Origin of the sequence: Paraburkholderia silvatlantica (genome assembly GCF_003096715.1) — a bacterium.
Classification (GTDB): domain Bacteria; phylum Pseudomonadota; class Gammaproteobacteria; order Burkholderiales; family Burkholderiaceae; genus Paraburkholderia; species Paraburkholderia silvatlantica.
On sequence record NZ_QEOL01000015.1, the window covers coordinates 46,798 to 69,584 of the forward strand.

The following is a 22,787-nucleotide window of genomic DNA, read 5'->3' on the forward strand; positions in this document are numbered from 1 at the left end:
GTGCGGGCTCAGGTGCGCCGCGCCGTGCGGCGCGCGAAGACGTGGCCGGCGCAGGCGAGCAGCGAAGTGATCGCCAGATAAAAGACTGCCGCGAGCGAGTAGACCTCCAGCGGCCGGTAGCTCGACGACGAGAGTTGCTGCCCCACGCGCATCAGGTCCGTGACCGCGATCACCGAGACCACCGCCGAAGCCTTGACGATGTCGATCATTTCGGAAACCAGCGCAGGCAGCGTGGCGCGCACGACCTGCGGCACCTCGATATGCCAGAGCACCTGCCGGCGCGTGAGATTGAAGGTGAGGGCGGCCTCGATCTGGCCGGGCGCGATGGCGCGGAAACCCGCGCCGAGAATCTGCGACTGATAGGCACCCGTGTTGAGCGAGAGCCCAATCGCGGCGGCCACGAGGCCCGGCAATTCGATGCCGAGCGCCGAGGGCACGTAGTAGAACACCAGCAATTGCGCGAGGACCGGCGTGCCGCGCAGCACGCTCACATAGGTGCGCGCGGCGCCGCGCAACAGGCGGCTGTGGCTGACCGACATGGTGTAGACGAACACGCCGACGAAGAAGCCGCAGCCCACGGCGACGGCCGACAGCCAGAGCGTCGTCAGCGCGCCGTCGAGAAGCTGCGGCAGATAGCCGGCGCAGCGCGTGAGCAGATCGGGTGCGTTCATGTTGCGCGAGGTCCGGTGAAACGTGGGTTAGAGCGTGGGGGCGGGCAGGGCGTCGGCGGGCACGTCCATGGTCGAGCCGAACCACTTTTCCTGGAGCTTCTTCATGGTGCCGTCCTTGTTCGCGCGGGCGATGCCGTCGCTGAAGAGTTTGAGCAGCGCAGCGCTGTCCGCATCCTTGCGCGCGACCCACGCGAAGTAGCTCTTCGGACCGATGGTTTGCGGCAGCAGCGCGAACACGCCCGGACGCGACTTCATGAGCGGCCCCAGGTTGGCGACCGATTGCGCGACGGCGTCGAGACGGCCCTCGGCGAGGTCCGCATATGCTTCGTCGAACGACACGTATTGCTTGATCTGCTTGATGCCCGGGCCGCCCGCTTCCTTGAGCTTCTTGTCGAGCGCGATGAGCGCCTGCAATTGCGCGGAACCCGTTTGCGAACCGACGACCTTGCCGTTCAGATCGCTCGGCGACTTGATGGCGCTTTCGTTCGCGCGCAGCAGCACGCCAGTCGTGGCGTCGGCCACGGGCAGCGTGAAGGCGAAGTGATCGGCGCGGTCCTTGTTTACGGTGACGGCGGTCACGACGATGTCGAAGCGCTTGGCGTCGAGGCCCGGCAGCAGGCCCTGAAACGGCAGATCGAGCTGCTTCACCTTGACGTCGGGCAGCGACTTGAGCACGTAGGCCAGGAGATCGGCGTCGTAACCGACGATCTTGCCGTTGTCGACATATTCGAACGGCGCATAGCGCGCTTCGGTGGCGACGGTGATTTCCTTGTTCGATTTGATGCGCGCGAGCAGATCGTCCTGTGCGAGCACGGGCGCGGCGGCGGCGAGCGTGAAGACGCCGCTCAGGGCGAGGACGAAACGGCGGACTGACTTGTGCATGATGTTCCCTGGAAGACCGTGGCGAGTGGTGAAAGTGACAGGAATTTTATTCAAGTAACTTGAATGAGGTTCAATTAGCATGATGCGTGCCAGCCGCGCAAAACACCTCTACACCAGGAACAACGTGAAAGCGCACGAAGGGGAATGCACCGCGGGAGTGAGCCTTGCGGCGATGTGCACCGCATAAAAGGCAGGATGCACCGCGATGGGGACGAGGACGGCGTGAGAGGTGCAGATGTGGCGATGCGGCGCTTGGCGGCGGGAAGCGGGATTCGGGCGCCAGTTGTCCTTCGCGAGCGCCGCGCCGCTCAGGTGATAGTAGAGACCGTCGCGCAACGCGCCGGCCCTGGTCATTCGTCGCCGCTTATTCGCAAGATGGCTTCTTCAATTCCCGCACCGTCATGCTCAGGGACGGCGCAGCCCATAACGCTGCATTTTCACGTACAGCGTGCTCTTCGCGATATTCAGCTGACGCGCCGCGCGCGTGAGATTGCCGTCGCTGGCCGCAATCGCGCGCCGGATCAGCGCCTCCTCACCCTCGGCGATACTCGTCACCTGGCTCGGCATCGTCGCGGTGGCCGTCGTCCCGCGAGGGAGGGCGTGCGCCAGCCCGGAGCCCGCTGCGGCCTTGACGACCATCCCGGCACCCGCTGCGCACGCGTCACGCAGCTCATACGGCAGATGCTCCACGTCGATCGGACCGCCCTCGCTCAGCAGCAGCGCGCTCTCGATCGTGTTGCGCAGTTCGCGCACGTTGCCGGGCCAGTCGTAGGTGTGCAGCGCGTCGAGCGCGGCGCGCGTGAGACCCGGCGGCGTGGCGCCCGGCGCAAAGCGCAGCAAAAAATGCCGCGCGATCAACGCGATGTCGCCGCGCCGCTCGCGCAGGGGGGGAATCGGCACCGTGCTCACCGCGACGCGATAGTACAGGTCCATGCGGAAGCGCCCTGCAGCCACCTCGGCGCGCAGATCGCGGTGCGTCGCCGCGATGAGCCGGAAATTCACCTTGCGCGGCACGTTCTCGCCGAGCCGATAGATCTCGCCCTGTTCGAGCACGCGCAGCAGATGCGGCTGCATGTCGAGCGGCATCTCGCCGATCTCGTCGAGAAACAGCGTGCCGCCGTTCGCGGCTTCGATCTTGCCGATCATGCCGCCCTTGCGCGCGCCCGTGAACGCGCCGTCGGCATAGCCGAACAGCTCGCTCGCGAGCAGCTCGCGCGCCATGCCGCCGCAATTGAGCGCGATATACGGCCCCTCGCCGGCCTCGTGGATGCCGCGCGCGAACTCCTCCTTGCCCACGCCCGTTTCGCCGAGCAGCAGGATCGGCACGCGCGAGCGCGCGAGCTGGCGGGCGCGCGCGATCGCGCCGCGCATGGCCGCGTCGCCGGTCACGATGTTCGCGAAATCGGGGCGCGCGCTCGCGGACCGTTCGGCGCCGCCCGCGCGCAATTCGTGCCCGCGCGGCGGATACGGCAGCACGATCAGCGTGCCGATATGCTCGCCCGCGACCATGAGCGGTTCGAGCCATTCGGGGCGCAGCCACGCGGGCAGCGTGTGCGCGTCGACGCTCGCCTGCAGCCGCCCGGCGGCCAGCTGCGGAATCTGCCGCAGATCGGCCGCCTCGACGGCTGCACCGTGTGCCGCGAGCCGAGCGAGCGCCGCATGCGCCGATTCGTTGAGCTTGACGAGATTGCCGCGCCGGTCGAACAGCACGAGCCCCTGCGCGTGCGCACGGTTCCAGTAGTCGAGGCTGTGTTCGAGCAGCGCGTTGCGCCGCTCCATCTCGCCCAGCGAGAGCCGGCTCTCGATGCGCCGCGCGGTGGTCACGACGAGCGCGAGACTCTGGCGATTGTAGGTCTGCGAAAGACCCGAAACGTCGACCGCGCCGATCACCTCGCCGTCCATCGGATGCCGGACGACCGACGCCGAACAGGTCCAGCGTTTGATGCCCGCGCAATAGTGCTCGGCCGAATGGATCTGCACGGGCTCGCCCACCGCGAGCGCCGTGCCGATCGCGTTGGTGCCGCACAGCGCCTCGCTCCAGCGCACGCCCGGCATCAGCGCGATGGTTTCGGCCGAGCCGACCGTCGGTGTGTCGCCTTCGACGCTCAGGATCGTCGAGTACGAATCGGCGAGCACCATCATCGTGCCGGTTTCGGAAAGGAAATCGCGCGCGCACGCCATGACCGGCGCGCTCGCCTCGAGCAGCTCGCGGCGCCGTTCGCGCAACAGATAAAGGTCCTGATCGGGCAGGGGCTCGGGGCCGCTGCGCTGGTTCGGGTCGACCCTGGCCGCCTGGCAGCGCTGCCACGAGACGTCGACCAGCGAGCGCAGCGACAGCGCGGGCTCCGGCGCCGCGTCGCCGCGCACGAAGGACTCCCAGGCCTGCATGACGCCCGCTTCGTCGCCGGGGTCCGAAAACAGCTCACTGGAGGGGGAAGGCATCCAGTTGTCTCCTTGACGCCGTGTATCCGGCATTCCTGTGTCGTCTGCGGCGCCGCGCGCGCGGCGCCACGCACCACATGATAGTCGCATCTATCGCGATGCGAGCAGATACGCAAGCAGCGATATGGCATCGACGGGCGCCGCGCCGGCCCAGCGCGAACAGGCCGTGCAGTCGCCTGCCCGGCCTGTGCCGCCCACGCGGCGCCGGTCAGCCCGGCGCCGCGCACGGCGCTAGTCGACGCGTTCCGGCACCGGCAGATTCACCCACTCGCTATAGAACGTGTCGATGTCGGGCTCGAAGTCGTGGATCACCGGATACCACGGCGTGGGCGCCTCGACGTCGTGCAGCGTGCCGCACTGCGGGCAGTAGTACTCGCGATACACCTGCCACTGCGTGTCGGGCGCCATCAGCTTCGGGTAAACCTCGGCCATCGCGTCCTCGGTATCGCGCACGTAGACGAGCGCATCGAGCTTCCAGTTGCTGCGCCAGCCGCAGAACTCGTGGCCGCAATCGCACTTCGTCACCCATTTCCTGCTGTCCGCCTTCTGCACGATGTACAGATGCGGGCCGAGCGGCAGCACGATCCGGTCGGCCCAGTTGAGCCGCTGCTGCAGCGCTGCCAGATACTGGCTGAAGCGCGCCGTATCCTTCGGCATCGACAGCATGCGCAGCGTGGTTTCCCAGTCGAGCGTGCCGTCCACGAGCTTGCTGACCTGCTCCTGCGTATAGGTCGTCATTTTCCTGTCTCCTTGTCAATCGTTGGCCGGGCCGGCCGCGCTCACTCGTCGACGAGCACGACGGTACGCACGTCGGGCATCTTCGAGAGGTCCATGCGGAACTTCGCGCCATAGGTCGGCACGGCCAGTTCTTCCTCGGTGAGCGTCCAGCTCTCGGGCAGCGACCAGAACGTGCGGAACTGCGTCTCGAACTTCTTCGAGAGTCCGAAGCTCGTCGCGAACATGTGCTGCACCTGGACCGCCGCGTCCTTCGCGAGGATGCGCTTGCGCTCGTCCTTCATCCATTCGCGGGCGGGACGCGCGCGCGCGATGCGCGCCTTGCGGATTTCGAGGCGGCGCAGCTGGCTCGCCTTTTCGTCGGCGACCCAGCGGCCGTTGTCGTCCTGGGTGGCCACCGCGCCGTACACCTTCGACGCGAACTCGGGCAGCAGCGCCTGGTCGTTGAGATCGCGCGCGATCGACGCGAGGTCGCGGTCGAGCGGATCGCCGAAGCCCGGGCCGCCGCGCAGATAGTTCAGGTACAGGTCGTAGTTGTCGTAGCAGTCCTCGGTCGTCATGCACTGATGATCGCGCTTGACCACGGCGCCAGGGTTCAGGCTCTTTTCGTAGTCCGGATGGTCCGGGTTCAGGTCCGCGCCGAGCGGCAGGCTCAGGCCCTTCGCGATGCGCTCCTTGAGGCCCGTGTTGTGCGCCTCGAAGCGGTAGCCGGTGGCCGCCGGATAACCGCCCATGAAGCCCCAGTCGCTGTTCATGTAGCCGTTGCCCATGAAGAACATGGTCCAGTCCTGCGCCTTCCACACCATGCGCAGGCTCTCGAAGCCGGTGCCGCCGCGATACTTGCCGTAACCGCCCGAGTTGCACTTCGCGTTGCGCCCGAGGTACAGCAGCGGCTCGGCCATCTCCCAGATTTCCATGTCGCCCATGTCGCCTTCGGGGTTCCAGATCGCCGCGCCGTGATTGAGGCCGTCGCGGATCGCGCCCGCGCCCGTGCCGCACGACGACGCCTCGAAGCTGTTGACCGCATGGATTTCGCCATCCTGATTGATGCCGCCGCCCTGCAGCCAGTTCGACGTGTTAGCGTTGCCCGCATTGACTTCCTCCAGATAGCCGCGGCTGAAGTACGCCTGACCGAGCCCGCGCCACAACGCGCTCCAGCCCGAGACGAGGAAGTGCCACGCATAGGCATGTCCGGTGCGGCGGTCGTCCGGGTTCATCCACGCGCCCTTGGGCAGATGGAACTCGGTGCCGTAATAGGCGCCGTCGTTGATGCGCTGCGTCGGCACGAGCGTCTGCGTCATCATCACCCAGATGCCGCTCGTGAACGCGACCTGGTGCGCGTTGTACGAGTGCCAGCCCCAGCGGCTCGCGCCCTCGAAGTCGAGCCGCCACGAGCCGTCCTTGCGGATCTCCATCTCCACGGGCGAGTGCATGATGGAATCGAGTTTCGCGAACGCGTTGGAGGTTTGCACGTCCTCGTGTTTGTAGGGCACGTCGACGAACGCCACCTTGCGATACTTGCCCGGCAGCGTGAGCGCCTTGATGCGGGTCTGCAGGCCGCGGCGGCCCTCTTCGATCACTTCGTACGCGAACTTCTCGTAGGCGTCGATGCCCTCCTCGGCGATGACCTCCTCGACGAGGCTGCGCACCATGTGGCAGCCGGCGATGCGGGTGCGCTCGTCGAGGATCCAGTACTTCGGTGTGCGTACCGAACGCTGGCTCTCGTGCAGCCAGTCGCGCAGCGGCGTATCGTTCACACCGGTCTTGCGGCAGGTGATCATGTAGCCGTCGCCGAAGCGCTGGGTCTGGCCCGTCGACATCGAGCCCGGCGTGACCGCGCCGGTATCGATCACGTGCGTGACGCCGCCCACCCAGCCGATCAGCCGGCCCTCGGCGAAGATCGGCACGATCGTCGCGATGTCGCACGGATGCACGTTGCCGATCGCGCAGTCGTTGTTCGTGAACATGTCGCCCGGATTGATGCCGGGGTTCTGCTCCCAGTTATTTTCGATCATGTACTTGATCGCCGCGCCCATCGTGCCGACGTGGATGATGATGCCGGTCGAGGTCAGTACGCAGTCGCCGGCCGCATTGTAAAGCGTGAAGCACAGTTCGCCTTCCTGCTCGACGATCGGGCTCGCCGCGATCTTCTTGGCCGTTTCGCGCGCATGCACGAGCCCGCCGCGCAGCTTCGAAAACAGCTTCTCGTAGCGGATCGGATCGCTCTCGCGGAACTCGAGCTTGTCGAGACCGTTGTAATGGCCCGTGGATTCGGTGCGCGCGAGGATCGCGTCGCGAAACTGCTTGAGCGTCTGGCCCGTGCCGAGCAGGTCGGCCAGGCCGACTTCCTGACTGGTCATGCGGTTCATGCGTCGTCTCCTTGATGGACTTCTTTCAGATGGAACAGGCGGTGCTTGTCGATCGTCGTGGCGAAGCCGAGCGGCACCACGAAGGTGGTCGCGTCCGATTCGATGATCGCGGGCCCGGCGATCGTGTTGCCGGGCTTGAGCGCCTCCATCTTCCACAGCGTGGCCTCGTGCCAGGTCTTGTGGCGATAGAGCCGGCGCGTGCCGAGCTTCGCGTCCTCCGGCGGCGTGGGGCCGGCCTCGGGATCTTCGGGCAGCACCGGCTTCTGCGTGATCACCATGCCGCGCATGATCGCGCCCGTCACCGAGAAGCCGAGCTCGGGCGAACGCGCCGAGCTGGCATAGACGCGGCCATAGGTATCCTCGAACGCCTCGACGATGCGGTCCCAGTCCTGCGCGGTGCCGGCCGACGCGATCGGCGAATCGATCTCGAGATCGTTTAGCTGTCCCATGTACTGCATGCGGTAGCCGGGCCGCAGGATTACGTCCCCGGCCTTGAAGCCGTTGATGCGGAATTCCTCGATCACCTTGCCCGCCAGTTCGGACCACGCCTGCTGGATCGTCGCCGCGGCCTGCGCCTTGTCCGCGTCCGACGCGGCCTGCGGCAGCGCGAGGTCGACGCTCTTGTCGTAGCGGTACTCGAAGTCGGCGCAGGCGCAGCCGAACGCGGAGAAACCCGCGGCCCAGGCGGGCACGATCACATCCTTGAAGCCGAGACCTTCCGTGTAGCCGTAGGTGTGTACGGGGCCCGCGCCGCCATACGAGAAGCACACGAAGTCGGTCGGGTTGTAGCCCTTCGCGCTGACGTTCGAGCGCAGGTACTCGTGCAACTGCAGGTCGAGCAGTTCGATCACGCCGGCGGCCGCCTCCTCGATCGAGAGACCGAGCGGATCGGCGATCTGATCCTTGATGTGCAGCCGCGCGCGGTTGACGTCGAGCTTGATCGCGCCGCCGAGGAAGTTGTCCGGATTCAGATAACCGAGCACGACGTGGCAGTCGGATACCGTGACGGTGTCGAGCCCGCTCTCGGGCCAGCAGGTGCCGACGCGATAACCGGCGCTGTCGGGCCCGAGCTTGATCGAGCCGCTATACGGGTCGAGCCGCACGAAACTGCCCGCGCCCGCGCCGACCGAATCCATCGCGACGAGCGGCAGCGAGAGCACGAGCCGGGCCATGTCGGGGTCCGAAGCGATCGTGAAGTTGCCCTTCGTGATGAGCGCCATGTCGAACGAGGTGCCGCCGATGTCCGAGCACGCGATGTTCTCGTAGCCCAGCGCGCTGCCGAGCAGCTTCGAGCCGATCACGCCGCCGATCGGCCCCGAAACGATCGTGCGCGCAAGCTCCTTGGCCTTCCAGCTGATCGTGCCGCCGTGCGTGGCCATCACGCGCAGATCGAACTTCGCGCCGTGCTTGTGGAAGCGCTCGCTGACCTTCCTGAGCGTCTGGCGCGATGGCTCGGCCGCGTACGCCTCGAGGATGGTCGTGTTCATGCGGTGACTTTCCTTGCGCTGCGGATAGTAGTCGACCGACGCGAACACGGGCAGTTCGGCGCCGAGCTGCTTGAGCTCGTCGAGCGCCACATCGCGCGCGCGCCGTTCGCTCGTGCCGTTCTTGTGGGACTGCAGCAGCACGATCACGAGCGCCTTGCTGCCCGCGTCGACGAGTTCGCGCACCGCCTGGCGCACCTCCTGCTCGCGCAGCGGGATCACGATTTCGCCCTGCACGTCGGTCCGTTCGGTCACGCCGCGCGTGCGCGCGAGCGGCACGAGCGGCTCGTCGTAGCGGTGCGTGTTCAGGTGGATGCGCTCTTCGAGCGCGTAGCCGAGATAGCTCTGGATCGCGCGGCCCATCGAATGCACGTGCTCGAAGCCGCGGTTCACGATCAGGCCCACTTCGAGGCCCTTGCGCTGCACGACGCGATTGAGCATCGCGGTGCCCGAATAAACGCAGGTCAGCAGTTCCGGATAGACGTCGTCGACGCCGCGCTGCCAGTGCGCGAGCGCGTCCTGCGACGAGTTGAAGATGGCGAGCGATTCGTCGGCCGGATTGCTCTGGGCCTTGCCGACCACGAAGCGTCCGTCCGAACGGACGAAGAAGGTGTCGGTCATCGTGCCGCCGGCATCGATGCCCATCACCTGCACGGGGGATTGCACTTCCATGAACCTGTCTCCGCGTTTTAGGAATCAAGGCGCGCGGGACTGCGCGCGCCGGCTGGGGCGGCCCTGACGGGCACTGCCGGCGCGTAGAAGTGCAACAGCCGTACCATCGTGCGGCGCAAAACCGCGCTGGAATGAGGTAAAAGCAATCTGCGCGGGTCAGGACGCTGTGCGGGAAGCGGCTGGGATGCCGGATTTGCCGTGCCGCAGCATGAGGTCGGCCGTCCGGTTTCCGGTCGGGGCGACCGGAAACCGGACGGGTGCGGACGGGGCCGCGTTGTGCCTTATTCCGTCACGTTCGGGTAATTTATGCTTTATCAATGGCAGGCCGCAGCGTAGCAACTCCTGACTCAGTCTGGACACCAGATTCTCATGCCGAGACCGTCGTTCTCCACCCAGCTCTATGCACTCTGGATCCTCGTGGCGATCCTGTGCAGCCTCTTGACCGCAACCGTGTGGCTGATGCTGTCGTCGGCGCTCGGGGAGCGCGTCGCAGCCGCGAAGCAGCAGGCGATCGCTACCTGCACGGCGGTCGCGTCGCGCTACGACCTGTCCATTCAGCGGCCGGGCGAAGCCAATGTCGATCTCATGCATGCCGTGCTCGATCTCGTGCTGATCCGCACGGAGGGTATCGAAGGCGGCTTCTGGACCTCGGCTCCCGCGCCCGGCGCAGCAGACGGGTTTCTCGCCTATGCGTTTCCCACCTATGAAGGCAGCGGTGTGAAACGCGACATCCCCGAGGCCGAGACGCCGCTCATTCTTCGCACGCTGAGAAGCGTCTCGGGCGGCGGCCAGATGCGCGCCGACGTCGTCTCGAGCGGTGCCGACGCGGTGATCGCCGTCGCCTGCCCGGTCCCGCATCACGCCGGCCTGCTGGCCTGGATGCTCACGCGCGCGCGCCCGCCGCTCGGGCCGTATGGGGCGCGCGCCGCGGCCTTCCTTGCGGGCGTGCTCGCGATCATCGTGGTGCTGGCCCTGTTGCTGGCGATGGCGCTCAGACGCTGGAAGCGCAACCTCATGCGGCTCGAACAGGCGCTCGCGCCGGACGGCAGACTCGAGCAGGGCAAGCAGATGGAGCGGCTCGGGGAGCGCGATCTGGACCATATCGTCGACGCGCTCAACCGCTATGTGGAGCGCGCAGACCGCCTGCAGCGCGAGGCGAACGAACTGGGCACGAAACTCGCGCAGGCGGAACGCTTCGGCGCCCTGGGCAAGATGGCCGCGCAGATCGCACACGAGATCCGCAATCCGGTGGGCGCCATGCGGCTGAAGGCGGAAAACGCCTTGGCCGGCGACGGCGCACGGCGCGAATCCGCGTTGAAGATCATCGTCGAGCAGGTGGGACGCATCGAGTCGCAACTCGCGAGTCTGCTTGCGCTCACTCAGCCCGTCACTGTCCGTGCGCAGGAAGTCGAGCTGCGCCCGTGGCTCGCCGAACTGGCGGGCGCCCACGAATCGGCTGCGCAAAGCCGGCGGATAACGTTGCGGGCGCAAGTCGCATCCTGCGCGGCGCAACCGGTTTTCGACGCCGCGCAACTGGCGCGGGCGCTCGACAATCTGATCATCAACGCGCTACGCCATGCGCCGCCCGGCGGGCACGTGACCGTTCGTGCACGCGCCTCGACGGAGGACGGCCGCGAGCGGCTCAGGTTCGAAGTGATCGACGACGGCCCAGGCGTAAGCGCGGCCGATCGCGAGCGCATCTTCGAGCCGTTTGTGAGCGGCCGGCCCGACGGATCGGGTCTCGGCCTCGCCGTGGTGCGCGAGATCGCATCGGCGCATGGCGGCCATGCGTGGCTCGCGGACCATTCGGAAATGACCTGCTTTGTCATCGACATTCCATGGCGACCATCCTGATCATCGACGACGACGACGCCTTCCGCGACGGCCTCGCGGAGACCGTCCGGGACCTTGGACACATGCCGCTCGAGGCTCGTTCGGGCGAACAAGCGTTCGAACGCGTGCACGGGCAGGCGCCGCCGGACTGCATCTTTCTCGACTTCCGGCTGCCGGACAGGGATGGCCTGGCCGTGCTCGAAGCGTTGCGGAGCACGGCCAGCCTCCAGCACGTGCCGGTCGTGATGCTGACCGGGTACGCGACCAGCGACAACACGATCGGCGCAATGCGGCTCGGTGCTTTCGAGCATCTGACCAAACCGGTCGGCCGCGACGAGATCGCCGCGCTGCTCGCGCGCATTCTCGCGACCCGCGCCGACGGGCCGGCCCCGCAGGCGACCCGGACGTTCGCGCACGAAACGCCGTCGCACGAGCCGCAATTGCTCGGCATCAGCGAGGCCATGCGCGACGTGCAGAAGCGCCTTGGCCGCGCGGCCGGCACGAACTCGACGGTGCTGATCACCGGCGAGACGGGCACTGGCAAGGAGGTGGCGGCGCGCGTGCTGCATCGCGCGTCGCCGCGCGCCAGCGGCCCGTTCGTCGCCGTGAATTGTGCGGCGATTCCGGCGGACCTGCTCGAGAGCGAGCTCTTCGGTCACGGCAAGGGTGCGTTCACCGGCGCGCATACGGAACGGCGCGGCCGTTTTGAAGAGGCGCACGGCGGCACGCTGTTTCTCGACGAGGTCGGCGACATGCCGCTCGCGATGCAGGCAAAGCTGCTGCGCGTGCTGCAGGAGCGGCAGATCACGCCGCTCGGCACCAACCGGACCGTGGCCGTCGACGTGCGCGTGGTGGCCGCGACGCATCGCGACCTGCCGGCGATGGTCGCGGCGGGCACGTTTCGTCAGGACCTCGTGTATCGCCTCAACGTGATTCCGCTGCACATGCCGCCATTGCGCGAGCGCGTGGCGGACATCCTGCCGCTGGCGGAGCATTTCCTGGCGAGCGTCACGGGGCCGTCCGGGACGGCGGGCAAGCATCTCTCCGCGGATGCCCAGCGCCTGCTCGTCAGCTTCACCTGGCCTGGCAACGTGCGCGAACTGGCGAACGCGATTGAACGCGCGAACGCGCTGGCGCCCGCCGCGCTGCTCACGCGCGAAGACTTCGCCTTCCTGTTCGATCAAGGTGGGGGCTGCGCTGCAGCGATCCCCGCGAGCTTTATCGATCTCCCGTTGAATGATGCCCTCGCACAGCTCGAACGTGCGTTGATCGCCCGTGCACTCGCGCTCGCCGGCGGCAATCGCGCCGAAGCGGCGCGTCGGCTCGGCATCAGCCGCCAGTCGCTTTACACGCGTCTGGCGCATTTCGGCCTGTCCGACGCCGACCCCGGCGCCTGACAACGCGCAGGTGTCAAGCAACCGGACGGCGGCTGTCCGGCTGCTTGACACTGCGGTCCCGCTCCGGCGCGTCGCGGCCCGCTCCACAGGACTTCCGCGCAATGGCATAAGCCTTGCAGATAGATCCACGCCAGATGAAGGAGTGGACCATGCAGGCGATCCCGAAGTCCCCGCGCCGCGGCGTCGCCGCGCGCGTCATGAACGCGATGGGCGTCGCGGCGCTCGTCGCGGCGGCCGGCGGATGTGCGGCGCAGACCCAGCCGGAGCCCCCGGTCGCGCCTGCTCCGCCGCCGGTCGCGACAGGCGCGATGCCTCCCGGCATTGCTCCGGTAGTGCCTCTCGCGCCGCCGCCCGGCATCGCTCCGATGGCGCCTCTCGCGCCGCCGCCCGGAGGCCCGTTGCCGCTCGCCGATGCGGGACCCGCCGTCACCGCGCAAGGCACGGTCTCGCGCTTTCTCATCAACCCGGATGGCGACGTCGACGGTTTTCTGACCGGCGATGGCCAGGTCGTGCATTTCCCGCCGCACATGGGCCCGCAACTCACCTCGATGGTTCGTCCGGGCGACAACGTGCAGGTCAGCGGGTGGCGCGACGCGGGTGGCAACATCGCGGCGCAACGCATCGTCGACGCGCGCAGCGGCCGGCAGTTGGAGGATCAGCCGCCGGTACCGGGCTCGCAGCCGTTGCCGCCCGCGCTGCGTGGCGCCGCGCTGTCGCGTCTGAGCGTGCAGGGCCGGGTGGCGCACGTGACGACCGCGCCGCGCGGCGAGCCGGACGGCGTCATTCTGGCCGACGGCACCGTGATCAAGCTCACGCCGCCGATCGCGCAGCAGTTTCCCGCGCTCCTGCAAACCGGTGCACAGGTTTCGGCGCAAGGCTACGGCACCCGCAACCCGTACGGCACAGCACTGCAGGCGACGGCGTTCGGGCCGCCCGGCAACCTCACGCGGCTCTACGATAGCCTGCCGCCGGCCCCTTGAATCATGGCGCGGACTTCAGCCGCTTCATCATCGAAAAAGGATCATCGACATGCATTGGATCGACCCGGACGGACTTCCCGAAACCCGCGGCACGGTGACGCGTTTTCTGCTGAACCCGCAGGGCGAGCTGGACGGCTTCGTGCTCGGCTTGCGTCACCCGCGGCAGGTCCATTTTCCGCCCCACCTGGTCTGCACGCTGCGTTCAACGACGGGTGTCGGAGCCTCGATCACCTGAAATGGCTACGGATGGTGAGTTGTCCATGAACCCCCGGTACGCGCTCGAAGGTCTGAACTTCTTCATGGCCGATGTGCAGGCGGGCATCGGGCCGTTTCTCGGTGTCTTTCTGCAGGCTCACGGTTGGCATCCCGACGCGATCGGCACCGTGATGACGCTCGGCGGCATCGCGGGCATGCTCGCAACTTCGCCAGCCGGCGCACTCGTCGACGCGTCCCATCACAAGCGCGGCATCATCGTGGCGGCGACTGTGTTGACCGTGCTTGCTTCGCTCGTGCTGTGGGTGGCGCACAGCTGGTGGATGGCCGCGGTATCGCAGATTCTTACCGCGTTGGCAGGTGCCGCGCTTGGGCCGGCAGTGGCGGGCGTGACGCTTGGCATCGTCCATGAACGTGGCTTCGACCGGCAGTTCGGGCGCAACCAGGTGGCCAATCATGCCGGCAATGTCGTGGGTGCGGCGCTGTCGGGCTGGCTGGGCTGGCGCTACGGTTTTGGCGCGGTTTTCGCGCTGGCAGGTGGCTTCGGCGCGCTGTCGATCGTCTCGACGCTGCTGATCCGTGCCGATGCGATCGATCACGACAGCGCACGGGGCCTCGCTGCAGTGTCGTCCATGCAGGAGCATGAGCAGTCGCGCGGTGTTCGTGTGTTGCTTACCTGCCGGCCGCTGCTGTTGCTGTCCGCCGCGCTTGCGATGTTCCACCTCGGCAACGCTGCGATGCTGCCGCTCTATGGCCTTGCGGTCGTCGCCGCGCACAGGGGCGATCCGAGTGCGTTCACCGCGCAGACGATCGTGGTCGCGCAACTGGTCATGGTCGTCGCGGCGGGCTACACGAACCGGCTGATCAAGCGCCTCGGGTACTGGGGCGTCATCCTGATCACCTTTCTCGCACTGCCGCTGCGCGGCCTGGTCGCGGCCCTGTTCATCACGCCCTGGGGCGTGTGGCCCGTGCAGGCGCTCGACGGCATCGGTGCCGGGCTGCAGAGCGTGGCCGTTCCGGCGCTCGTCGTGCGGCTCCTTCAGGGCACCGGCCGCGTCAACGTCGGGCAGGGCGTGGTGATGACGGTGCAAGGCATCGGTGCGGCGCTGAGCCCTGCGTTGGGCGGCATGCTCGCCCAGCGCTTTGGCTATGCGGCGGCATTTCTCGTGCTGGGCGCCGTGTCGACCGGGTCGCTCGCGCTCTGGCTTCTGTTCGGCACCTCTCTGAAGCAGGCCTGCGGCATCCGCCGCGATCTCGCCGACCCGCGCTCTCTGGCAGCATGAATCCGACCTTCCTCTCATGGGGCATTGCGCTTGCCGCCACCGCGGGCGTGGTGCTACGGCCGTTTCGCTGGCCCGAAGCGATCTGGGCCGTAGCGGGCGCCGTGCTGCTCGTCGCACTCGGCCTGCTGCCCCCGGGTCTCGCGCTGCAGGCGCTCGGCAAAGGCACCGATGTCTATCTGTTCCTCATCGGCATGATGCTGCTCTCGGAACTGGGGCGTCGCGAAGGGTTGTTCGACTGGATCGCGGTATTCGCTGTCAACCATGCGAAAGGCTCGCCGCGCAGGCTGTTTCTGCTGGTGTACCTGGTCGGCGTCGCGGTAACGACGTTCCTCTCGAACGATGCCGCCGCCGTCGTGCTGACGCCCGCCGTGTTCGCCGCCGCGAAGAAGGCAGACACGAAGCCGCTACCGCTGCTGTACGTTTGCGCGTTCATTGCCAACGCGGCGAGTTTCGTGTTGCCAATCTCGAATCCCGCCAATCTTGTGCTGTACGCGAATCACACACCGGCATTGGGCTTGTGGATGGCGCGCTTCGCCGTTCCTTCCGTGCTGTCGATCGTCGCGACCTTCTTCCTGCTGCGCTGGACACAGCGTGGGGATCTCCAGGACAAATGCGCCTGCGGCCTGCCGGTCGCCCCGCTCAGCGCAAACGGCAAGGTCGCGCTGGCGGGCATCGGCGTGACGGCAATCGCCTTGCTCGTGGTCTCCGCCTTCGACCTGCAACTGGGCCTGCCGACCGCCTTGCTCGGCCTGCTGACTACGCTGGCGGTGCTCGTCAGGGAGCGCGAGTCGCCGCTGGCACTGGTCGGCGGCATCTCGTGGAGCGTGCTGCCACTCGTTGCGGGACTTTTCGTGCTCGTGGAAATGCTCGCGCACACGGGCGTGATCGCTCAACTTTCACGATTGCTCGCGCACGCGACGCAGCAGAGTCAACCGGCCGCGGCCGCGACATCGGGGCTCATCGTCGCGTTGGGCAGCAATGCGATCAACAACCTGCCGGCCGGACTGATCGCCAGCGCGAGCGCCTTGCAGGCACACAGTCCCGAGAGGTTGATCGACACCCTGCTGATCGGTGTTGACCTCGGCCCGAACCTGTCGATCACCGGCTCGCTCGCGACGATTCTGTGGCTTCTCTCGATCCGCCGTGAGGGCGAAGAGGTGGGTTTTATGCAGTTTTTCAGGATCGGCACAGTGGTCATGCTGCCCGCGCTCGTGCTGGCCATGGGTGCACGGCTATTGGTCGGGCATTGAACAATGCCAATGGATGAGCGTGATGAGTACCGGGATCACGCTGGTTGCGAAACAGAAAGGAACCCGGTCTTATAGACGCTCAGTCGCAACCGCATTGGCAAAAACGACCGTGTTCCTGCCATGACGTTTGGCGGCGTACAACGCGGAATCGGCACTGTTCGTCAGTTCCGCGAGCGTGGAGGGAGAGCCTCGTCGACCGGTCGCACCGCCTATGCTCACCGTGAACGGGGGAACCGCCGCGGAAGATCCGTGGGGGCGCCCGCTCTCGACCTCGCAACGTATGGCTTCCGCTATCCTCATCGCGGCGGCTTCGTCTGTGTCAGGCAATGCAACGACAAATTCCTCTCCGCCGTAGCGTGCAGTGAGATCGCCGAGACGACGCACATGCCGTTTGATACACGCAGACAAGCGTTTCAACGCGATATCCCCCTGGGCGTGACCATGCCTGTCGTTATATTGCTTGAAGTTGTCCGCATCGATGAACAGCAGCGACAGGCAGCTATCGTTACGGTGGAGCCGAGCCCATTCGAGTGCCAGGAACTCGTCGAGCGCACGCCGGTTTTTGAGTCCAGTCAGCGCATCCGTCCGGGTAAGCTCAGTCAGCAACGCCTGCGCTTTCACGTGAGCCCGCAGTGAGAATGCGAGGAGCCAGACGACGGCGCAAAACGCGGCGCTGATGAATGCAGCGGAGATTCCAACCATCCAGGACATGCGGCGCGAGCCGGCCAACACATCGCTTTCCGCCGGTGCGACCACTGCAATCAGGGGGGTACCGGGAACGCGCTGGAAGGTATAGAGCCGTACTATCCCGTCTATCGATGACCGTGCCGCATAGAATCCGGAGTCCTGATTCACCATACGCTTGAAGTTCGATGATGTCAGAAGCTGGGCCTTGGTGAGTGGAGGATTTCTCGCTAGCACGGTGCCATCGACACGCACAATTGCAGTGACACCATGAGGACCTACGTCCAGTCTGGAAAGAAGCTGCGTGAAATAGTCGAGATCGATGGCAACCACTGCCACTCCACCGAAAGAGCCATCCCCGCGGTTGATCCGTCTGGACAATGCGATGGCCTCCACGCCTCCACGCGAACGGGCGCGGTAGACCGCAGACAGATAAAGACCCACATTCGCCGACTGACGATGAACGGTGAAGTAGTCCCGGTCGCTGAAGTTCCAATGGTGCGTGCGGCCACAGCAACCGTCGATCAGCTGTCCCTGGCTATCTGTAAAACCCATACCGGTAAAATACTCCGCCGGGGTATCGTCAAACAGCAGGTCGTGCCTGGACTTCGGATCGAGGTTCTGTACCGCGGGCTTGCTCAAGGCAGCAATCAATGTCCGCAGGGAATTATCAGACGTTTCAAAGGTCCGGGCGATATTGCTGACGAGAACGGCAGTAACGTTGCGCGAAGTCTCGTGAGCATGCTCCACCGCTTCGTTGCGTGCGGCCAGGAGCGTCGCTGTGCTGATGGCCATCACCCCCAAGGCCATCAAGGTGCCCAATATGCCGACAATCAAGAGATGACGTCCCGCCCAGGCAGCCAGTTTTCCAGTAGAAGTTGAAACGGACACGACAACAGTCTCACGAATACGCTGGGTTCGAGCGTCGCCCGCCCTTGAGACTATGGGACGAGCACGGCTCCGGGAAAGGCCCATTCCGCAAAGGCGCCGTCCGGCATCTGTAGTCGGCCGACATCTGGTTATCGGCAAGGGCAGCAGAAAATTAAATTATCTCATGGCGCTGTTTGGCGGCGCCTTTCGCGGAAAACCGGCAAAAAAGCGAGGCGGACTGAGCGGCGGCGTTGTGACGTGGTCCCGCCCCCCGCGTAGCGCTCCGGCGTCAGCAGCTCTGCCTGTTGCGCGATGGCATGACCCCACAAATCGTAGCCTTTGTACGTTTCTCGTTCCATCTTTCTGGTCCCCGAAGACGGGAGCCGTTGCCTGTCCCGCTCTCATCTTAACTTCTCTCATGGACGAGAACGTGCCGTCATGCGCCGTAGCGGCAGCGCGCGCTTGCGAATTGCCGGCCCGGCAAGGCTTTCGTCCTGTCGGCGTTGTTTAAGCCCGATTTAGGTGACCCTTCGTACTCGTCGAGAGAATCCTTGAGTGGACAACGACTCAGGCGCCCCCGGACAGAAAGAGGTTGTGAGATGGTGTACTTGATTACCGCACTGATCCAAACGAGAACGTCGGCCGACGCTCATCGCTCCACCAGCACGACTGACTAGTCCAGCGCGAAATCCGCCGGGGCCTCCGGTTCCCTCGCGTAGCGGAACACGTTCAAATCATCGTGCTGGATAGCGGGTTTTTTGCCTGAAATCAGGTCGGCGAGAAGTTGAGCCGAACCGCACGACATGGTCCACCCAAGCGTCCCATGGCCCGTGTTCAGGAAAAGGTTGGGCACGGCGGTGCGTCCGACAATGGGCGTGCCGTCCGGCGTCATCGGCCGCAGCCCCGTCCAGAACGTCGCCTTCGACGTGTCGCCGCCGCCCGGGAACAGATCGTTCACGCACATCTCGAGTGTCTCGCGCCGAGCCTCGCGCAGGCGCTTGTCGAACCCGACGATTTCGGCCATGCCGCCCACGCGAATTCGTTTGTCGAAGCGCGTGATGGCGATCTTGTAGGTCTCGTCGAGGACGGTCGAGACAGGGGCGCGTGCCTCATCCGCGATAGGCGCCGTGATGGAATACCCCTTGAGCGGGTAGACCGGAATCTTGACGAGGCCAGACAGGAAGTTCGTCGAATAGGAGCCAAACGCGACAACGAACGCGTCGGCATGAATGAGCCTGGTTCCGTGACGTACGCCAACGACCTTGCCGCCTTCGACAACGAGCGCATCGACGGTTGTGTTGTAGCGGAACGTCACGCCTGCCTGGGCGGCGAGAGCGGCAAGCCGGGTCGTGAACAGTTGGCAGTCGCCGGTCTCGTCGCCGGGCAAGCGAAGACCGCCGGTTAGTTTATGCGAGGTCGCAGCGAGAGCCGGTTCGGCCCGCGAGAGTTCGCTTGCAGCGAGCAACTCGTAGGGAACGTTCGCCTCTTTCAGGACGGCGATGTCCTTTGCCGCACCGTCGAATTGCTGCTGCGTGCGGAAAACCTGTAGCGTGCCGCCGGTTCGTCCTTCGTACTGGATACCCGTTTCAGCGCGTAGCGCCTTCAGGCAATCGCGGCTGTATTGGGCGAGCCGCACCATGCGGTTCTTGTTGATGGCGTAGCGCTCCGCCGTGCAGTTCTGCAGCATCTGCCACATCCACTGGAGCTGGAACTGCTTGTCCGCGTCGTCCGGACGGATGGCGAGCGGGGCATGCTTCTGGAACATCCACTTAACGGCTTTGAGCGGAACGCCGGGAGCCGCCCACGGCGCGGCGTATCCTGGAGAAATTTGCCCCGCGTTCGCGAAGCTCGTCTCTAGCGCAGGACCCTGCTCGCGGTCGATGACAGTGACTTCATGGCCGGCGCGTGCCAGATAAAACGCACTCGTTACGCCGACGACCCCGCTACCCAATACCAGAACTCGCATATCCGTCGTCTCTCCAGCCAGGAGGCCGCCAATACCTGATAAACGCTGCCGGTATTCGATCTGGCAGTCGATGAATGAATGCTACCGGCATGCGGGCAGTTTTCAATAATGTTTAGTTGACCCTTTCTGGTTGAAATAGCCATGCCGAAAGGAGGAGGGGCATGGAAGTTTCCAAACCAGTACCGAGCCGATTCGCAAACATCCCGCAAACATCGTCACAGCTGAGGAATTGTTTGCGAAATGCGAGAACAGTGTTGGAAAGAATCGGGACAAATTAATCTGGATGTGCATATACACTCTAGCCCATCGATATCATGGTGAAGGAAGCTCATGTCCAAGCTCTTTTCTGAAGTCAAAGTCGGCCCGTACACGTTCTCGCACCGGGTTGTTCTTGCACCGCTCACCCGTATGCGCGCTGAAAGCGGTGCGATTCCCGGCGCGCTCATGGCGGAGTATTACGCGCAACGCGCGTCGGCCGGCGGCTTCCTGATCAGCGAGGCCACCATCGCCGCGCCGAACGGCAACGGATATCTCGGCGCACCTGGCCTGTACGACGATAGTCAGATTGCTGGCTGGAAGCGCGTGATCGAGGCCGTGCACGCGAAAGGTGCGAAGATTTTCCTTCAGCTGTACCACGCTGGGCGTCAGTCGAACTCGGAGCTGCAACCCGACGGCGGGCGGCCCGTAGGTCCCTCGGAAGTCCCTCATGGCGGTGTCGCATACACGGATGCCGGCTGGGTCCCGAATACGCCGAATCGCGCCTTGGAGACGGATGAAATTGCGGGCATCGTCGAAAGTTTTCGCGCTGCGGCGGCACGTGGGGTCGCCGCAGGCTTCGACGGCGTGGAACTGCACGCCGCAAACGGCTATCTGTTCGACCAGTTCCTGCAGGACGGCAGCAACAAGCGGACGGACAACTATGGCGGTTCGTTCGAAAACCGCGCCCGTCTGTTGATGGAAGCCACGCGCGCTGTTATTTCCGTGTGGGGGAGCGACAAGGTCGCCGTTCGCCTTGGGCCGAGCGGGTCGTGGGGCGATATGTCGGATAGCGACCCTGTCGGTTTGTTCACGTATGTTGCGCGAGAACTCGCGAAGCTGAATCTCGCATACCTGCACCTCATCGAACCCCGCATTCTCGGCAATGTCGAAAACGAGGGCGCCGACCCGAATCCGGTTGCTGCGCAGCTCGTTCGCAAGCACTACGCGGGCACCATCATCGCGGCCGGCGGTTTCGACGGCGAAAAGGCCGAGGCTATCCTGCAGGCCGGCGATGCCGATCTGGTTGCATTCGGTCGCCACTTCGTCGCGAATCCGGACCTTCCGGAGCGGTTCCGCCGCAAGCTGTCGCTCAACCCGTATGATCGTTCGACGTTCTTTGGCGGCACACACATCGGGTATACGGACTATCCGTTCTATCGGGTCGAAGCGCAAGCGCTAGCCTGAACAGGGAGGACGCCCAATTGCGCGAACTCGACGCGATATTGGGCTCGTTTCGGGCAATTGGTGCATCCCGTCTGCGCCTACACTGTCTTTCATGGAGCGAGACGTTGGCTCCGTCCCAGGACTCCCCTCCTGCGGTCGAGTTGGACCATACCGTGTACCCGTTCCAGAACAGCAGTCCAGCAGTAGTAGTCGAATGTGGCAGAGTTGAGCAGTGAGTGCCGAGGCACCACGCTGTTAAGTCAATGAGGAGTGCAGGGCAACTCGTAGTTGAAGTACAGAGCACTGTGCAGTTGAAGGGCAGGGCATCACGCAGTTGAAGTACCGCGTCATCCAGGCATCATGTGATTGCAAGTCCAGGCCGCCCACATCGGAACGGATGTGAGCGGCCGCAGCGCATCGGCCAGGGGGGGCGTGTGCCGAGTGCCCGTTTGCGGCTGAACATTGATTCGCTTCGCTAATAGCGCTACCTTTACGTCTATCCTGGTCGTCGAGTTCTGGTCAACGAGGGGAGAGTCGTTTCGTGAAGAGAGCGTGGGTTTTCCCTTACGTCGTCGCCTTGGGCGCGATCCTTGGCGGATGCGGCAAGGAGAGTTCACGAAACGTCACCGAGGCGTCGGGCGCATCCGCGAGCCAGGCGCCGGGGCCGGTCGCAAGCGGCGCACCCGCCGCATCAGGCGCGCAGGTGCCGGGCGTGCTGGGGACCGTCACCAAGGCGCAGTTGCCGGGCGAAGCGGCTGAGGCACTGCGGCTGATCAAGGCGGGCGGCCCCTTTCCTTTCGCGGACGACGGCGTCTTGTTCCGTAACACTGCGCAACTGCTGCCGAAGCATCCGCGCGGTTACTACCACACATACACGGTGCGCACCCCGGGCACGACGGATCGCGGGCAGCGCCGGATCGTATGTGGCGGGCCGCGCAGGCAGACCAGCGACTGCTATTACACCGACGATTACTACGTCAGTTTCAAGCGCATTGCCGAGTAAAGGCGGCCTCCGATTCTCGGAATGCGCCGAGCTGCGGTTGGACCGTGACGAGTTCGGCATCCACCCTTCGATGGGGGATCGATCCGTTACGAATTGCCGAGGTAGGTGGGTGTTCATCGACCGCACGGATATGGGCCGACGCCGGACGGAACACCACCGGGTCACCCTTCGATTTGCGGGCCCCTCGGCGCGCGCGCCCGGGTCATCCAAACCGTTACGATATGGGCGCCTCTGAGATTAATCGGATAACTAAGCATTGCGACGCATCGGTGCATGCCGCATTGCGGGAACGAAGCCGAGTCGCCCCCGTATTTTTGTCACCATTTCTGCGCTGTTCCCCGTAAAATTACATGGTCCTGCTGTACCGGAGCACTACCATGGAACGAAAGAAAGCTGAACACATCCTGCTCGAAGCCGACGAAATCGCCGGCCTGGTTCTCAACGGCTTCGACATGACGATGGAAACCGTTGCCGGGCGCGCGCTCTACGAGCGTACGTTTAATGCCTATATCCACAACGAAATCGGCGACTTGCCTGTTGGGGAGCTGTACGACGCCTTGAACGGCTCGCCCGAAGCCTTCTCTGCAACTACACCGCATTAAACCGGCGCCCCGCCAGATAGTCACGAACG

Annotated in this window: 18 protein-coding genes; 9 read left to right on the forward strand and 9 right to left on the reverse strand. The window is 65.2% G+C overall.

What is annotated here, in order from left to right; all coding sequences use genetic code 11:
• Positions 1-8 precede the first annotated feature (8 nt).
• The 7 genes from C7411_RS20220 to C7411_RS20250 form a co-directional block, all read right to left on the reverse strand.
• Entirely contained in the window at positions 9-671 is a 663-nt protein-coding gene (locus C7411_RS20220; RefSeq protein ID WP_110385837.1) for an amino acid ABC transporter permease, read from the reverse strand.
• 27 nt (positions 672-698) lie between these two features.
• Complete coding sequence (locus C7411_RS20225; RefSeq protein WP_110385838.1) at positions 699-1,553, reverse strand: transporter substrate-binding domain-containing protein; 855 nt, start codon at positions 1,551-1,553, stop codon at positions 699-701.
• Between the two features lie 108 nt (positions 1,554-1,661).
• The gene (locus tag C7411_RS20230) at positions 1,662-1,907 is read right to left on the reverse strand and encodes a hypothetical protein (protein WP_110385839.1); all 246 of its coding nucleotides are present in this window, start codon (positions 1,905-1,907) and stop codon (positions 1,662-1,664) included.
• A 51-nt stretch (positions 1,908-1,958) separates the two neighbouring features.
• Positions 1,959-3,995 carry a sigma-54-dependent Fis family transcriptional regulator gene (locus C7411_RS20235; RefSeq protein WP_110385840.1) on the reverse strand — a complete coding sequence of 679 codons (2,037 nt, stop codon included), beginning with the start codon at positions 3,993-3,995 and terminating at the stop codon, positions 1,959-1,961.
• Positions 3,996-4,226: 231 nt separating this feature from the next.
• A complete protein-coding gene (locus C7411_RS20240; protein ID WP_110385841.1) occupies positions 4,227-4,733 on the reverse strand; it encodes an acetone carboxylase subunit gamma in 507 nt (168 codons plus the stop codon).
• A 41-nt stretch (positions 4,734-4,774) separates the two neighbouring features.
• Positions 4,775-7,099 carry a hydantoinase B/oxoprolinase family protein gene (locus tag C7411_RS20245; RefSeq protein WP_110385842.1) on the reverse strand — a complete coding sequence of 775 codons (2,325 nt, stop codon included), beginning with the start codon at positions 7,097-7,099 and terminating at the stop codon, positions 4,775-4,777.
• Positions 7,096-9,255: a hydantoinase/oxoprolinase family protein gene (locus C7411_RS20250; RefSeq protein WP_110385843.1), complete on the reverse strand. Its 2,160-nt coding sequence runs from the start codon at positions 9,253-9,255 to the stop codon at positions 7,096-7,098. The genes C7411_RS20245 and C7411_RS20250 overlap by 4 nt, the downstream gene beginning before the upstream one ends.
• Before the next feature lie 369 nt (positions 9,256-9,624).
• Between C7411_RS20250 and C7411_RS20255 the strand changes: the two genes are divergently transcribed.
• From C7411_RS20255 to C7411_RS20280, 6 genes are all read left to right on the forward strand, one after another.
• Positions 9,625-11,109 (forward strand): sensor histidine kinase, encoded by a 1,485-nt coding sequence (locus tag C7411_RS20255; protein WP_110385844.1) that lies wholly within the window; start codon positions 9,625-9,627, stop codon positions 11,107-11,109.
• A complete protein-coding gene (locus C7411_RS20260) occupies positions 11,094-12,485 on the forward strand; it encodes a sigma-54-dependent transcriptional regulator (RefSeq protein WP_110385845.1) in 1,392 nt (463 codons plus the stop codon). The genes C7411_RS20255 and C7411_RS20260 overlap by 16 nt, the downstream gene beginning before the upstream one ends.
• Before the next feature lie 149 nt (positions 12,486-12,634).
• Positions 12,635-13,465: a hypothetical protein gene (locus tag C7411_RS20265; RefSeq protein WP_110385846.1), complete on the forward strand. Its 831-nt coding sequence runs from the start codon at positions 12,635-12,637 to the stop codon at positions 13,463-13,465.
• Positions 13,466-13,514: 49 nt separating this feature from the next.
• Positions 13,515-13,700 (forward strand): hypothetical protein, encoded by a 186-nt coding sequence (locus C7411_RS20270; protein WP_110385847.1) that lies wholly within the window; start codon positions 13,515-13,517, stop codon positions 13,698-13,700.
• A 25-nt stretch (positions 13,701-13,725) separates the two neighbouring features.
• Positions 13,726-14,961, forward strand: coding sequence for an MFS transporter (locus tag C7411_RS20275; protein ID WP_110385848.1), 1,236 nt, complete (start codon positions 13,726-13,728; stop codon positions 14,959-14,961).
• Positions 14,958-16,211 carry an arsenic transporter gene (locus C7411_RS20280; RefSeq protein ID WP_110385849.1) on the forward strand — a complete coding sequence of 418 codons (1,254 nt, stop codon included), beginning with the start codon at positions 14,958-14,960 and terminating at the stop codon, positions 16,209-16,211. Before C7411_RS20275 ends, C7411_RS20280 begins: the two co-directional genes overlap by 4 nt.
• A 69-nt stretch (positions 16,212-16,280) precedes the next feature.
• Here C7411_RS20280 and C7411_RS20285 read toward each other — a convergent pair whose 3' ends face one another.
• Both C7411_RS20285 and C7411_RS20290 read right to left on the reverse strand, forming a co-directional pair.
• Complete coding sequence (locus tag C7411_RS20285; protein ID WP_243413252.1) at positions 16,281-17,786, reverse strand: GGDEF domain-containing protein; 1,506 nt, start codon at positions 17,784-17,786, stop codon at positions 16,281-16,283.
• Positions 17,787-18,438: 652 nt separating this feature from the next.
• Positions 18,439-19,731 carry a D-amino acid dehydrogenase gene (locus tag C7411_RS20290; protein ID WP_110385851.1) on the reverse strand — a complete coding sequence of 431 codons (1,293 nt, stop codon included), beginning with the start codon at positions 19,729-19,731 and terminating at the stop codon, positions 18,439-18,441.
• 330 nt (positions 19,732-20,061) lie between these two features.
• Between C7411_RS20290 and C7411_RS20295 the strand changes: the two genes are divergently transcribed.
• The 3 genes from C7411_RS20295 to C7411_RS20305 all read left to right on the forward strand — a co-directional run bounded on the left by C7411_RS20295 (position 20,062) and on the right by C7411_RS20305 (position 22,758).
• A complete protein-coding gene (locus C7411_RS20295) occupies positions 20,062-21,174 on the forward strand; it encodes an alkene reductase (protein WP_110385852.1) in 1,113 nt (370 codons plus the stop codon).
• Positions 21,175-21,694: 520 nt separating this feature from the next.
• Positions 21,695-22,156, forward strand: coding sequence for a ribonuclease (locus C7411_RS20300; protein WP_110385853.1), 462 nt, complete (start codon positions 21,695-21,697; stop codon positions 22,154-22,156).
• Positions 22,157-22,533: 377 nt separating this feature from the next.
• Positions 22,534-22,758 (forward strand): hypothetical protein, encoded by a 225-nt coding sequence (locus C7411_RS20305; RefSeq protein WP_110385854.1) that lies wholly within the window; start codon positions 22,534-22,536, stop codon positions 22,756-22,758.
• Positions 22,759-22,787: the final 29 nt, after the last annotated feature.